A 13,569-nucleotide genomic window follows, 5' to 3' on the forward strand; every position below is an offset into this window, starting at 1 on the left:
ATGCGCCGTATGTCGGCATGCTCATGCACCAATGCTCCCCTGTGCGTGTCTCCTGAGAACGCATGATTTGAGCGTATGCCCTTCTTACACTGCAGGCATAACCGAAATCACTTGGGCGGGGCCCCGTACGACCTGGCCTCTTCCACCTTATTTACACACCCCGACTTATGAACATCGCAATTATAGGCACTGGCTATGTTGGCCTGGTGTCTGGAACATGCTTTGCCGAGATGGGCAATCGTGTCGTATGCATCGACATCGATGAAAACAAGATCGACCAGCTGCGTAACGGGCAGCTTCCGATCTACGAGCCCGATCTGGAGCACTACTTTAACCGCAACACCAGCGAAGGACGCCTCACTTTTAGCACCGATCTGGCCGACGGTGTCTCTCACGCTGACTTGATCTTTCTTGCGCTGCCCACCCCTCCCGGCGAAGATGGGTCAGCTGACCTCTCTTACGTGCTTCAAGCCACCGGCGACATCGCCGAGTTCATCAACAGCGAAGACGAAGAGCGCTATCGTCTCATCATCAACAAGAGTACCGTTCCCGTTGGCACCGCCGACCAGGTGCGGGGCGTGCTTGAAAATGCCGGTCTGCAAGCAGGCGAGCAGTTCGACGTGGTGTCAAACCCTGAGTTTCTCCGTGAGGGCGTGGCTGTTGACGACTTCCTGAAGCCCGATCGCGTTGTGATTGGCACCTCCAGCGACAAAGCAGCCGATATGATGACGCGGCTGTACGAGCCGTTCGTGCGCCAGGGCAACCCGATTGTCGTGGTCGACGAGCGCTCTGCTGAGATGATCAAGTACGCAGCGAACTCCATTCTCGCCACACGCATCTCGTTTATGAACGAGATTGCTAACCTCTGCGAAAAAGTAGGAGCGAACGTCGACAAGGTGCGGCTCGGGATTAGCAAAGACCACCGCATTGGGCGGCACTTCCTGTATGCAGGCATCGGGTTTGGCGGCAGCTGCTTCCCGAAAGACGTACAGGCCCTGCATCGCACCGGACGCAAGCACGGCTACGACTTCAAGATTCTGGATTCGGTGCTGGAGGTGAACGACCGGCAGCGTCAGGTGCTTGCCGAACGGGTCATCGAATACTTCGATGGCGACGTCTCCGACAAGAAAATTGCCATCTGGGGACTCTCGTTCAAGCCCAACACCGACGACATCCGCGAAGCGCCGTCGCACGTCATTATTCGCACGCTGCTGGAAGCCGGTGCCGAGATCGTGGGCTACGACCCCGAGGCTATCGAAACCACCCGCGAGGTCTTTGGCGATGCGATTGACTATGCCGCCGACATGTACAGCGCGCTCAACGACGCCGACACGCTCGTTGTGTGCACCGAGTGGAATGCCTTCCGTCGTCCCAACCTGGCCGATGTGCGCGACCGTCTCGCCCAGCCGGTTATCTTCGACGGACGCAATGTCTTCTATCCGAAGCACATGGCCGAGATGGGCTTTATCTACTCCAGCATTGGGCGGCCAAGCCTGCCGCCAGAGAGCGATGAAGACGCCATCGAGGAAGCCCTCGCCGAAAACGGGCAGCCTGCCTAATCAGGCCAAGTCCCTACTACACGTTTCTGGGGGCGGGCATTGCGACTCGCCCCCTTTGTCTCACGACGCCCCGCCCTCCCATGCCCCGTACACTCATTACCGGTGGTGCCGGATTTCTTGGATCGCACCTGTGCGATCGTCTTATTGCAGAGGGCCACGAGGTCCTCTGCATGGATAATCTCATCACCGGATCGACCGACAATGTCGCTCATCTGTTCGAGCGCGACGACGAACGGTTCAAGTTCATCCAGCACGACGTGACGAACTTCATCCACGTGAGTGGCGATCTTGACTACGTGCTCCACTTTGCAAGCCCGGCCTCGCCAGCCGATTACCTGCGCCTGCCGATCCAGACGCTCAAAGTAGGTGCACTGGGTACGCACAAGGCGCTCGGCCTGGCCAAAGCAAAGGGCGCTCGCCTGCTACTCGCCTCGACCAGCGAGGTCTACGGCGACCCACTTGTGCATCCGCAGCCCGAAGACTACTGGGGCAACGTTAACCCCATTGGGATGCGGGGCGTCTACGACGAGGCCAAACGGTTTGCCGAAGCGATCACGATGGCGTATCAGCGCTATCACGGCGTTGAAACGCGCATCGTGCGCATCTTCAATACGTACGGGCCGCGCATGCGCATCGACGACGGCCGCGCTCTGCCTACGTTTATGAGTCAGGCACTGCGGGGCGAGCCGCTCACTGTGTACGGCGACGGCAGCCAGACCCGCTCCTTCTGCTACGTCGATGACCTTGTCGAAGGCATCTATCGCCTGCTGCTAAGCGATGAAAATGAGCCGGTCAACATTGGCAACACGCAGGAGATTACAATTAAGGAATTTGCCGAAGAGATTATCGATCTGACGGATTCGGAGAGCACCATCACGTACGAGGAGCTTCCGAAAGACGACCCGCAGGTGCGCGAGCCCGACATCACGAAGGCCCGTGAAACACTGGGGTGGAGCCCAACCATTGACCGACGTGATGGGCTTCGCAAAACGCTTGCTTACTTCCGCGAGGCCATCGATGCATCGGCCCCGGCTGATGCGTAAGCATCCTGCTTTTACCACTCCCCCATTACCGAACTCGATAGCGTTTTCGTAACGCCAAACACCTATATGAGCGTATCTTCAGATACCGCCCGGCACCTCGATACCCTGGAGTCCGAGGCGATACACGTAATTCGCGAAACCGAAGCCCAGTTTGAGCGCCCCGTGCTCATGTTTTCAGGGGGCAAAGACTCGCTGGTTATGACGCACCTGGCGCGGAAAGCCTTCTACCCAGCAACGATCCCGTTTCCACTTTTGCATGTGGATACCGGACATAACTTCCCGGAAACCCTCCGCTTCCGTGACGACCTCATGGAGCGCATCGGCGCCAACCTGATTGTGCGCACGGTGCAAGAGTCGATCGACAAGGGGCGCGTCAAAGAAGAGCAAGGGCCCAACGCAAGCCGTAACAAGCTGCAGATTGTAACGCTCCTCGACGCGCTGGACGAGCTCGACGTAGATGCAGCGCTTGGCGGTGCGCGCCGCGATGAAGAGAAAGCGCGTGCTAAAGAACGCTTTTTCTCGCACCGCGACCGCTTTGGGCAGTGGGACCCCAAGAAGCAGCGTCCCGAGCTCTGGAATCAGTACAACGGGCGACGGAATCCGAACGAACACTTCCGCGTCTTCCCGCTCAGCAACTGGACCGAGCTCGACGTGTGGCAGTACATCGAGCGCGAAGATCTCGAGATCCCGAACCTCTATCTGGCGCATAAGCGTGATGTCGTTGAACGCGACGGTTCGCTTCTGGCCAAGTCCGATTACATCACGCTGCGCGACGGCGAGCACTACGCCGAGAAGATGGTCCGCTTCCGCACCATCGGAGATATGACCTGTACCGGTGCCTTCGAATCAACGGCTACGACTATACCCGAGGTGATCGAGGAAGTAGCAACTGCCACGCACTCCGAACGCGGCGGACGTACCGATGATCAGCGCTCAGAGGCTGCGATGGAAGACCGTAAGCGCAAAGGCTACTTTTAATAGAAAGCCACCATCTCTTTCTTTTTCTGGCTTACCCTAACCCCCCTATGGATCTACTTCGATTTACCACTGCCGGAAGCGTTGACGACGGTAAAAGCACGCTCATCGGACGGCTCTTCTATGACACGCAGACGATCTTCGAAGAGAAGATGTCTGAAATCAAGCGCAATACGCAGCGCGACGACGACGACCTGGAGCTGGCACTCCTGACGGACGGCCTGCGCGCCGAGCGCGAGCAGGGCATCACGATCGATGTCGCCTATCGCTACTTTGCTACGCCGAAGCGCAAGTTCATCATTGCGGATACGCCCGGCCATGAGCAGTACACCCGCAACATGGTCACCGGCGCGTCGACCGCCGAGCTTGCCGTTGTGCTTCTCGATGCGCGTAAGGGCGTGCTCGAACAGTCGCATCGGCACGGGTTCATCTCCTCGCTGCTTCAGATCCCGCATATGATCGTTGCGGTAAATAAGATGGACCTCATCGATTACGACGAGGACCGTTTTCGCGAGATTGTAGACGAGTTTCGCGACTTCGCCGATAAGCTTGACATCAACGACGTGACCTTCATTCCGATCTCGGCTCTGAAGGGTGATAACGTCGTCATGAAGGGCGACAATATGCCCTGGTACCAGGGCAGTACGCTCCTGCATCGCCTCGAAACGGTCAAAACGCAGACCGATCGTAACCAGGTTGACTTTCGCTTCCCTGTACAAAACGTGATCCGCCCGCACCAGGACTTTCGGGGATTCGCCGGGCAGGTTGCTTCAGGAAGCGTACGTCCCGGCGAGGAGGTCGTCGTGCTTCCCTCAAATCTGACCACCGAGGTGGAAAGCGTCGTAACGCTCGATGGCGAGCAAGACAAAGCGAGTCCGGGCGAGTCGGTCGTAATCTCACTCGCTGACGAGATCGACGTAAGCCGCGGATCCATGATCGTTCGCAGCCGCAACCGCCCCGAAGTTACACGTCAGGTGGATGCGGACCTATGCTGGATGGACGAAGAGAAGCTGCGAACTGACCGTCCGTATATCGTACAGCATACAACTCGGGAGACCCAGGCGTACGTATCCAACCTGGTCTATCGCATTAACGTAAAGACGCTTCACCGTGAGGAGGCCGACACGCTCACGCTCAACGAGATCGGCCGCGTTGAACTCGAAACAGCAGATCCGCTGTTTATCGACGCGTATCGTGTGAATCGCCACACCGGGCGCTTCATTCTGATCGATCCTGACACCAACGCCACGGTAGCTGCGGGTATGATCCGTGGAGTGGGGCAAGACGTGGCCCCTGTTGGCGAAGAAAGCATCACGCGCAAAGAGCAGCAAACAAGTCCGAACGTAACGTGGGAAGGCCTGGCCATTCCACGCGAGAAGCGCGAAGAGCGCAACGGCCACAAGGCTGCAGTGATGTGGTTCACCGGGCTGTCGGGGGCAGGCAAGTCGACGGTTGCCAAAGCGGTCGAAGAGCGCCTCTTCGACCGGAACGTGCAGACAATGCATCTTGATGGCGACAATGTGCGCCATGGACTCTCGGGCGACCTGGGCTTCTCAGCCAACGATCGTGAGGAAAATGTGCGCCGTGTAGGCGAGGTATCGCGTCTCTTCTTTGAGCAGGGCACGCTCACGCTTTGCACGTTTGTCTCCCCGTACCGCGAAGACCGTACCCGTGTGCGCGAGTTGCTTCCTGAAGGGCGCTTCTTGGAAGTGCATGTAGACTGCTCGCTTGAGGTCTGCAAAGAGCGAGATCCGAAAGGGCTCTACGAGAAAGCCGAGAAGGGGGAGATATCGAACTTCACCGGCGTCTCCGCACCCTACGAAGAACCGGAAGATCCTGAAATTGTCGTTCGCACCGACGAACACGATGTGCAATCCTGCGTGGATCAGATTGTCGATGTGCTTGAAGCACGCGGAATTATTCCAACGGTAGATTAACTTACCATATACGGAAGTGACCGTTTCATGGAGCGCATCGGCGTTGCGTCGGTGCGCTCTTTTTTTATTTGACTTACCCTCTGAATCCCTCTGTACTCATGATCGATCTTGGCATCTGGCTTCCCATTTTTGGCGGATGGCTCCGCAATGTCGAAGATGAGGGCATGCCGCCCACGTTTGAATACAACAAGCAGGTGGCTCAAGCGGCCGACCAGGCTGGGTTCTCGACTATTCTGATTGCGGAACTGAACCTGAACGACATAAAGGGCATTGAGGCGCCGAGCCTGGAATGTTGGACGACGACGGCCGGGCTGGCGTCCGTTACCGAGAACATACGCCTCATGGCGGCGCTGCGTCCGGGCTTTCGCACGCCGGCGGTAGCAGCCAAGATGGCAGCTAACATCGACCACATGTCAGACGGTCGATTCGAGATCAACCTGGTTTCGGGCTGGTGGGAGGAGGAGATGAAGATGTACGCGGGCGAATGGATTGAGCACGACTCTCGATACGAACGCTCCCGCGAGTTTGTGGACATCATGCGCGGCGTCTGGACCGAAGATCGCTTCTCGTACGATGGCGACTTTTACACGATTCAGAATACCGTGCTTGCACCCAAACCCGTGCAAGACGGCGGCATCCCCCTGTATGCGGGCGGCGGTTCGGAGGCAGGGCGTACGTTCATCGCTGAGCAGTGCGATCACTACCTGATGCATGGCGGCTCGGTCGATAAGATCGCTGGCAACATCGCAGACCTGCGTGAGCGCCGTGCTCAGGCAGGGCACAACCCCGACGATATGCAGTTCGGTATGGCGGCCTACATGATCTGCCGTGACACAGAAGCGGAAGCCCAGGAAGAGCTGGAGCGCATCACCACGATCAACTACGAAGCGGAGGGCTTCGATAGCTACGACGACTTTGTGGAAAACTCCGAGCTGGACTCCGAGGTCGACCTGAAAGATTACTCCGTGTCAAATCGGGGGCTGCGTCCCAATCTGGTGGGAACCCCAGACCAGATTGTAGAGCGCCTGAACGCCTATGCCGATGTCGGTCTTGACCTGGTACTGGTGCAATGTAGTCCGATGCTCGAAGAGGTGGAGCGCATCGGGCATGAGGTCATCCCGCGCCTAAAGAACGTGGCAGCGGCGTGATCACGGTCTACCGACCCACGATGACCTTCCCACGGTCTACTGCCACATACCAACGACGCATGAAGGGTTGGTATCATTTATCATTCTACAACTACGGTGTGCGTGAGCGTTGCAGGCTCCGGATCGTTCACCCATCCAGTACGTCCGTTTACGGCTACGGTCGCCTCGCCGGGAGCATCAAACTGCGCCGAGAGCGTGCGCTCCATCTCCGCGATTGCATCGGCACAGGCGGTGTTGCCAGCGGGTGCCCGATCGTAGGGGGTAATGGTGACGCGCATCGGCTCGCGCATGATCGCCTCGCGAGCCGCCTGCCAGCACAGGTTGGGCCCAAACGTAGTAACGGTGATCTCAAACGGATTGCCTGCCTGTACAGTATCAGGCGCTACAAGGGGAGATGTCGCCGTGATATCTTCCGTGACAAATCCGATGACCTCTTCAGTGTCGTTGCTACCACCAAGGAAGTCACAGGCCGTGCCGCTCCAGAAGAGCACCAGGAGCAGCAGAGCCACAGCGTTGTATGTGAGAGAGCGCATCGTGGAAGTAAGGCTTGTGTAGCAGGATGGAGAGCATGTAAGCCTGCATGAGTATAGGGCCTCGTACCATATAAATGTTTCTCATCCCCGAACCTGTGACCTACACTCCCAGCTTACGCTGACCCGTTTGCAGACTCCGCATGTGGAAGCTCAAACTGGAAACGCGTTCCGCGTCCCTCGGTGCTCTCGACCTGAATGGGCTCGCCGTGGGCCTGCAGGATCTGCTTTACGATGCTGAGCCCGAGGCCCGTGCCGCCGCTCTCGCGCGAGCGATCGGGATCGACCCGGTAGAAACGTTCAAAGATGCGCTCTAAGTGGTCTTCAGGAATCCCTTTTCCAGTATCGACCACCTCAATGCGCACCTTGTTCAGGCGCCGCGATATGCGGCATCGCACGGTCCCTTCGTCGGTATACGCGATGGCATTCTCAATCAGATTGAGCAGGACCTGTCGGATGCGCGAACGGTCGGCATTAACCTCGAAACTGGGGATATCGACCTCCAACTCCAGTCCCTTCTTGGCTGCTTTCGGGCGAAGCATCTCCACGACCTCATCGACCAGATCTTTCAGGTTAAAGACGCGGCGATCAATAAGATCTTCGCGGTATTCGAGTCGTGCGATCTCAATAAGGTCATTGAACAGGTTTTGAAGGCGTTGCAGGTTGTTCAGCGCCTTTTCGGAGTAGCGAGTACGTTGCTCTTTAGAAAGGCGCGAGGTGCCCAGGGCCTCCAGATAGCCGCTTATGGCAAAGATGGGATTACGTACTTCATGCGATACGTTGCCAATAAACTCACTCTGCAGCCGAGCCATCCGCTCCAGGTCATTGATCTTCTCGCGAAAGCTATCGGATGCGCGGTTGAGGCTCTCGGCGAGATCTTGAAACTCGGCCGCACGGCTGTCGATGCGAATGCGACTGGTTGTTTCGCCCCGGCTGACCCGCTGCGCGGTATTGCGGATCCGCTTAAGCGGTGTGGTAATCTTCGAGGCAGCGATCCAACTGCCGATCACGGTGAGAATCAAGGCCAGGATCATCCCCGACAGGATGATGATCTGGCTTCGTTCCAGAAGGCTGTAGAGCGGCGAAGAAGGTTGGCCAACCTGGATAACGAGGTTTGCATCGGGCTGGTAGAGCGTCGCGTAAAAGACACGGGGCTCGCTCGTGTTCATCCGATTCTGGTAGCGGATGGTAGGTGCACTCATCTGGTTGAGGGCACCGGGATCAAAAAAACGCTCAGCATCTCGCACGGGAGCCGGGTCGAAGGGCGCGCTGCCGATCATGGTGTCAGGCGTTGCCACAGTCACCGACCACTCCGTCATGCCCTGTAGGTGCGTAAGGGCGGCTTCGCGTTCAACCAGGGTGCCCGTGGCTTCCATCTGCATAGCCACGCGCTCGGCCTGGTTCTGCAGGGTGCGCTCCATCGCGTTGTCTACGTCGCTCTTGAAAACAAGGAAAACGTAAAGGGCAACGAGTACAACCGCTGTACCCACAAATAGAGTAAAAGTAGAGACCATCCAGAACTGGGTCTCCTTGCGTTCCGGGATTAAGCGACTCCAGAGCGATTCAAACAAGGCGATGTAGTAAACTATGGTTATACAGAAAACGAATGCACAGGCACACGTGGGGCCCCGGTCTGTCTGGTCTGGTTGTTCAAGGGAAGAGCCCACAGCCCCATCGTGAACGAAGGCGCGTCGCGGATGCTACGCATAGGAGATAGTACGTATAGGAGATAGATGGTGGATCTATAAATAGACGCATAGCCTATGCAGGGCAACGGAGATACAAGGTACGCAAAAAAAGGCCTGGAGGTACAATACTGTACATCCAGGCCCTGAAGCGGGAGGATGCAAACGCACCACCCCTTTGTTGCGTATCTGGCATGCTGCGTAGCTGTTACGCTTCAGCCGACGCTTCCTTTACGAAGCGGTAGCCTACGCCACGTACCGTTTGAATGTGCTCAGCAAAGTCTCCCAGCTTCTCACGCAGGTTCTTGATGTGAGCGTCTACCGTGCGCTCGGTCACCATCATGTGGTCGCGCCAGATCGTTTCGAGCAGCTGCTGACGCGTGAACGCCTTCTTGGGATGGCGCACAAGGTAGCGGAGCAGCTCAAACTCGGTGAGCGTCAGCTCCAGATCTTCGCCACGAAGGTGTGCTTTGTACTCATCCTCGTAGATAGTAAGATCTCCTTCTTCAATGACGCTGCTCTCTTCCAGTCCGGCACGACGCAGCACCGCCTTCACACGGGCAACAAGCAGATCTTTCCAGCCCGATTCCTTGGTAAGGTAGTCATCAGCACCGATCGTAAGACCTTCGATTTGGTCTTCTACTTCGGACTTCGCGCTCAGGAAGATGATCGGGATCATCTCCGTTTCGACGCGGGAGCGCAGCTTCTTACAGGTCTCAAAGCCATCCATCTCTGGCATCATTACATCCAGAATGATGAGGTCGGTATCAGGGTTTACCTTTTCAAGGGCCTCCTCACCATTGTAGGCTTGGTTGACGTTGTAACCTTCGTTGCTGAGAAAGTCACTCACGATCTCGACAATGCTACGCTCGTCGTCAACGACAAGAATGTTAACGTCGCTGGGATTTACGGTAATTGGCATAGGTCTCACTAAAAGTTAAAAGGGCAAAAGTGTATATGTAGTAGCAGTCTGCAAGGCAGGTGGGATGCTACAGGGTCAAAAGATATTTAAGCAAACTGCTACATAGAAAAATCTACAGATGTACGCTATCTCAGTCAAAAGGAAGCCGTGCAGTACAGCAGAGCGCACGGCATAGATTTTTCAGTATCAATGCAGTAGAATTACGGATGATAGTCTCTCTATATTGTTCCATTATTGGCTGTGAGAGACGGCGCAACGCGATAGTGGCGTGGAACGCGTGTAGCAAGTTGGCACGCTACTTCGTACGGAATCGTGCCACTCCAACGAGCCACATCGTGAAGTGTGGGACCGTGCGCATCAAATAAGACGACAGGGTCTCCCACCTGGGTATCCTGCGCAAGGGTGTTACCAGGTGAACCGAGGTCTACCATGGATAGATCCATGCACACAGTGCCCACAATGGGCCGTTTCTGGCCATGAATGCGCACATAGGCCTGTCCAGAAGCTGCGCGTGGGTAGCCATCACCGTATCCAACCCCGATTGTGGCAACGCATGTATCAGCGGGGGCGGTCCAGCGTGCCCCATACGATACGGTCTCTCCTTTCGGAACGGTGTGCATGTGCACAACCCGCGCTTCAAGCGACAGAGCAGGTGCCAGTGTATCGAAAGATTTTGAATATTTGGGAGATACGTTACGTGCATCAGGTGCGGGTGTTGACGTGAGCCCGTACAGGCCCAGCCCGGTACGGGCATACCGGGCTGTATGAGGCAGCGTATCTGTAAGCTGAAACAATGCATCGGTGTTGGCTACATGCACTACAGAAGGAGCGGGATCGAGCTTCCCAACAACCGACGCGAAGCGGTCCAGTTGGCTGCTGTTGAGCGGGTGGTCCGGGTCGTTCGCTGTTGCGAGGTGGGTATAGATCCCCTCTGTATCTACATGAGGCGCGTTGTGCAGGCGCCTCCACCATGAAGGAGCCTCCGTCCACGATATGCCGAGCCGGTGCATACCCGTGTCTACTTTCATGTGTGCACGTACCGGGGCCTCTGAAGCGGCACAGATGAGCTGCGCAACGGCCGTACTGGTTACCGAAATGTGCAAGTCGTAGCGAACATACGTGTGGAGCTGGTCTGCCGTGGGGGGGGCAAGCACCAGAATCAGCCCGTGAACTCCTGCTTTACGTAGAGCCACGGCTTCGTGTACACGTGCCACAGCGAAAGCCTGTACATCCAGGTCTTGAAGCAGCGAAGCAACTTTGTGCAGGCCATGCCCATACGCATCCGCCTTCAGCACCGCCATGAGTTTGGCAGGCTGGGCCTTGCTTCGCAGCACCGACACGTTGTGGCGTATGCGGTCGGTGCGTACTGTGGCATACACCGGGGCGTCGTGCATAAGAAAAAGCAGGGTGTGTATCGAGGAAGAGGTAAGATGCTAAACCGGTAAGGCAGCAGGCCGGTACCCGATAGAAGCAGCGGGTTAGCGCGTCACGATGTGCCGCGCTACATACGGAACGGGAGGAACCCCCTTCCGTTTTTGACTTAGTAACATGTTCACAATTCTTGCATAAAAGGTGCATGTGGTTCCATGGCAACCTCCAGTTCAGAATCTGACATCGCGCCTATCCCACAGGTGGCGCACACCGGGGCTCAGGTTGATACGCATCTGCGTACTGCACTGAACAAACCCCGGCCCTGTATTGTGCTCGCCGGAGGAACGCGAGGTGCCCGGCAGGCTACCTTCGCCCGTATTTTAGACGCTTCAAGCCAGAATGCGCTCCAGTTCCGTGCGCAATCGTTGCTTGGAGAACGGCGCGAGCATACGCAAAACAGTCTCCGCAAGGCATTTGATAGCGCAACCGAAGAACATGCGCTGCTCTTCATTGACCCGCTCGATCCGCTCTTCACGTGGAAGCACGCGAACGATATGGATGATCTACCTGACGACGCCATCCCATCGACAGTCGAGTACTTCTTGCAGCGTGTTGAGTCCTATCCGCATCCTGCCATTCTGGGCATTGACAACCCGTCGTATATAAGCTCAATCCGAAAAACGGACGTCCATCTCGTCGTTTCGCACGAAGGGGCCTCGGAGTCGGCGCAGCAAGGCGCCTGAGCAAGGCACCTGAGCAAGGCACATCCGGTACCGGTTGCCGTACAGCCCTCACGGACAGACGCACTACGCTCTCTTAATACCTTCTCTACCCTCGCACTTTATGGACCGCATTGCCCAACTTGAGTCCTTTCTTGAAGAAGACCCTGATGATCCCTTTACGCAATTTGCGCTTGCGCAGGAGCACCTGAAACAAGATGATATCGATGTGGCACAGCAGTACTTTGAGGGGCTTGTCGAAGAGCATCCCGATTACGTAGGCACCTATTATCACCTCGGGAAGCTGTATGAGCGCCTGGGCCAGACCGATACAGCCATCGACACCTATGAGCAGGGGATCGAGATAGCCCGTACGCAGCACGATCAGAAAAACCTGTCGGAGCTGCAAGATGCTCTTATGAAAGCGAAAGGAATCGGATTTTAGCGTGCGGCTGGGTTTTTGAAGTCGGGCTGTAAGCGGCTGTCACCGGGCAGGCGCTCCCCTTCCAGATACGGCCAGCACGGTTCGAATGCATTCTATCAGCCACTTTACGCCTCGTTATCAGCTATGATGCCGGCCATTAAACATCTTGGAGCAGCGGCTACGATTGCCACAGCGTTACTGCTTCCGGGCCTCTCCCCCGCGCATGCACAGGCCGTTTCTGATACCACCTACGCGGTACAGGAAGGCGACACCCTCTTCCGCATTGCCCAGGAAGCCGGGGTGTCTATTCGAGCGCTGCAGACGTGGAACGACCTCGAAGATGCTACCATCGCTATTGGCGATACGCTGCGCATCCGCCCCCCACGCCGCTCCGCAGTCCAGGCGTCTCCGGAAGACACTCCTGAAGAGAACGCTCATGCTGAAGACGGCACGCCCGGACGCACCCTGGCCGATGAGCTGCCCCCAGTCGACCCTGCTTCCGATGAAGAGGCGCCCGATACCATATCGTCCGACACGATTCCAACCGACCCAGAGCCCGCCACGCAAGACACACCGGATGCCCAGCTCGTTGACCGCCCCGAGCATGCTACCTGGATGGAGCTGGCGCTGCGTACCGGCGTTACAGCCGATTCGCTGTGGCGCCTCAACGACCGCCCCGAGGCGCTGCCCGACCGCGTGCGCATTCCTGGCGCAGCGGCGTCTCAGCAAACCCACGTCGTTGACGAGGGGGAGACCCTCTACAGCATCGCCGGGACCTATGGCGTGAGCGTGCGTGCCTTGCAGGCGACGAACGACCTTGAGAGCACCGAACTGCGCATCGACCAACGCCTGCGCATTCCCGGCCGTCAGCCTGAAATCGCTGATACCTGGGCAGCGCCCGACACCATCCGCGCAACGACGTTTCCAGCGGCTTTTGCGGGGCGCCTTACCGCCAGCGGAGCCACATACGACCCCGATGAGCTGGTAGCCAGTCATCCCGAACTGCCGTTTGGGTCGGTCGTGCTGCTCTCGCATTCCCTTGAAAGCAATGCCGACGCCGACGTCAACCACGTCTTTGTGCGCATCATAGATCGCAGCGTAGACGGTCCCGAAATATCGGCGGCAACCGCCGCGCTCCTTGGCATCGAGCGCGAAGCCGCGCTGGGCTTCCGTACGGTATGGCGCCCCGCTCCGTAACCTTCGCTCCACAGCCTGCAGCATCATGCCAGCAGGTGGCATGTCATTCAGGAAGGGGC

12 protein-coding genes are annotated in these 13,569 nt (G+C 57.3%); 8 read left to right on the forward strand and 4 right to left on the reverse strand.

Annotated elements, in window-relative coordinates:
* Positions 1 to 167 precede the first annotated feature (167 nt).
* The 5 genes from ACZ48V_RS03480 (at position 168) to ACZ48V_RS03500 (ending at position 6,662) form a co-directional block, all read left to right on the forward strand.
* The gene (locus ACZ48V_RS03480; RefSeq protein ID WP_464541632.1) at positions 168 to 1,559 is read left to right on the forward strand and encodes a UDP-glucose dehydrogenase family protein; all 1,392 of its coding nucleotides are present in this window, start codon (positions 168 to 170) and stop codon (positions 1,557 to 1,559) included.
* A gap of 80 nt (positions 1,560 to 1,639) precedes the next feature.
* On the forward strand, positions 1,640 to 2,602 hold the full coding sequence (locus tag ACZ48V_RS03485; RefSeq protein WP_464541634.1) for a UDP-glucuronic acid decarboxylase family protein: 963 nt from the start codon (positions 1,640 to 1,642) through the stop codon (positions 2,600 to 2,602).
* A 66-nt stretch (positions 2,603 to 2,668) separates the two neighbouring features.
* The gene (gene cysD / locus ACZ48V_RS03490; RefSeq protein WP_464541636.1) at positions 2,669 to 3,580 is read left to right on the forward strand and encodes a sulfate adenylyltransferase subunit CysD; all 912 of its coding nucleotides are present in this window, start codon (positions 2,669 to 2,671) and stop codon (positions 3,578 to 3,580) included.
* Positions 3,581 to 3,627: 47 nt separating this feature from the next.
* Entirely contained in the window at positions 3,628 to 5,514 is a 1,887-nt protein-coding gene (gene cysN / locus ACZ48V_RS03495) for a sulfate adenylyltransferase subunit CysN (RefSeq protein ID WP_464541638.1), read from the forward strand.
* A gap of 101 nt (positions 5,515 to 5,615) precedes the next feature.
* A complete protein-coding gene (locus ACZ48V_RS03500; protein ID WP_464543094.1) occupies positions 5,616 to 6,662 on the forward strand; it encodes an LLM class flavin-dependent oxidoreductase in 1,047 nt (348 codons plus the stop codon).
* An 80-nt stretch (positions 6,663 to 6,742) separates the two neighbouring features.
* Here the strand turns inward: ACZ48V_RS03500 and ACZ48V_RS03505 are convergent, their stop codons facing one another.
* The 4 genes from ACZ48V_RS03505 to alr form a co-directional block, all read right to left on the reverse strand.
* Positions 6,743 to 7,195 carry a hypothetical protein gene (locus tag ACZ48V_RS03505; protein ID WP_464541640.1) on the reverse strand — a complete coding sequence of 151 codons (453 nt, stop codon included), beginning with the start codon at positions 7,193 to 7,195 and terminating at the stop codon, positions 6,743 to 6,745.
* A 113-nt stretch (positions 7,196 to 7,308) separates the two neighbouring features.
* On the reverse strand, positions 7,309 to 8,763 hold the full coding sequence (locus tag ACZ48V_RS03510) for a sensor histidine kinase (RefSeq protein ID WP_464541642.1): 1,455 nt from the start codon (positions 8,761 to 8,763) through the stop codon (positions 7,309 to 7,311).
* Between the two features lie 322 nt (positions 8,764 to 9,085).
* A complete protein-coding gene (locus ACZ48V_RS03515) occupies positions 9,086 to 9,799 on the reverse strand; it encodes a response regulator (protein ID WP_464541644.1) in 714 nt (237 codons plus the stop codon).
* A 218-nt stretch (positions 9,800 to 10,017) separates the two neighbouring features.
* Positions 10,018 to 11,193, reverse strand: a complete 1,176-nt coding sequence (gene alr, locus ACZ48V_RS03520; protein ID WP_464541646.1) for an alanine racemase — start codon at positions 11,191 to 11,193, stop codon at positions 10,018 to 10,020.
* Between the two features lie 192 nt (positions 11,194 to 11,385).
* On the opposite strand from alr, the gene ACZ48V_RS03525 reads away from it, so the two are divergent.
* From ACZ48V_RS03525 to ACZ48V_RS03535, 3 genes are all read left to right on the forward strand, one after another.
* Positions 11,386 to 11,913, forward strand: a complete 528-nt coding sequence (locus ACZ48V_RS03525; protein ID WP_464541648.1) for a hypothetical protein — start codon at positions 11,386 to 11,388, stop codon at positions 11,911 to 11,913.
* Between the two features lie 100 nt (positions 11,914 to 12,013).
* Positions 12,014 to 12,334, forward strand: coding sequence for a heme biosynthesis protein HemY (locus ACZ48V_RS03530; protein WP_353561569.1), 321 nt, complete (start codon positions 12,014 to 12,016; stop codon positions 12,332 to 12,334).
* A 123-nt stretch (positions 12,335 to 12,457) separates the two neighbouring features.
* Positions 12,458 to 13,510 carry a septal ring lytic transglycosylase RlpA family protein gene (locus ACZ48V_RS03535; RefSeq protein WP_464541650.1) on the forward strand — a complete coding sequence of 351 codons (1,053 nt, stop codon included), beginning with the start codon at positions 12,458 to 12,460 and terminating at the stop codon, positions 13,508 to 13,510.
* The last annotated feature ends 59 nt before the right edge of the window (positions 13,511 to 13,569 follow it).

Source organism: Longimonas haloalkaliphila (assembly GCF_055379825.1).

Excerpts from the sequence above, each read along its gene's own strand:
- ACZ48V_RS03480 (WP_464541632.1), top strand. The coding sequence starts at position 168 with ATGAACATCGCAATTATAGGCACTGGCTATGTTGGCCTGGTGTCTGGA.
- ACZ48V_RS03485 (WP_464541634.1), top strand. The coding sequence starts at position 1,640 with ATGCCCCGTACACTCATTACCGGTGGTGCCGGATTTCTTGGATCGCAC.
- cysD (WP_464541636.1), top strand. The coding sequence starts at position 2,669 with ATGAGCGTATCTTCAGATACCGCCCGGCACCTCGATACCCTGGAGTCC.
- cysN (WP_464541638.1), top strand. The coding sequence starts at position 3,628 with ATGGATCTACTTCGATTTACCACTGCCGGAAGCGTTGACGACGGTAAA.
- ACZ48V_RS03505 (WP_464541640.1), bottom strand. The coding sequence starts at position 7,195 with ATGCGCTCTCTCACATACAACGCTGTGGCTCTGCTGCTCCTGGTGCTC.
- ACZ48V_RS03515 (WP_464541644.1), bottom strand. The coding sequence starts at position 9,799 with ATGCCAATTACCGTAAATCCCAGCGACGTTAACATTCTTGTCGTTGAC.
- alr (WP_464541646.1), bottom strand. The coding sequence starts at position 11,193 with ATGCACGACGCCCCGGTGTATGCCACAGTACGCACCGACCGCATACGC.
- ACZ48V_RS03525 (WP_464541648.1), top strand. The coding sequence starts at position 11,386 with ATGGCAACCTCCAGTTCAGAATCTGACATCGCGCCTATCCCACAGGTG.
- ACZ48V_RS03530 (WP_353561569.1), top strand. The coding sequence starts at position 12,014 with ATGGACCGCATTGCCCAACTTGAGTCCTTTCTTGAAGAAGACCCTGAT.
- ACZ48V_RS03535 (WP_464541650.1), top strand. The coding sequence starts at position 12,458 with ATGATGCCGGCCATTAAACATCTTGGAGCAGCGGCTACGATTGCCACA.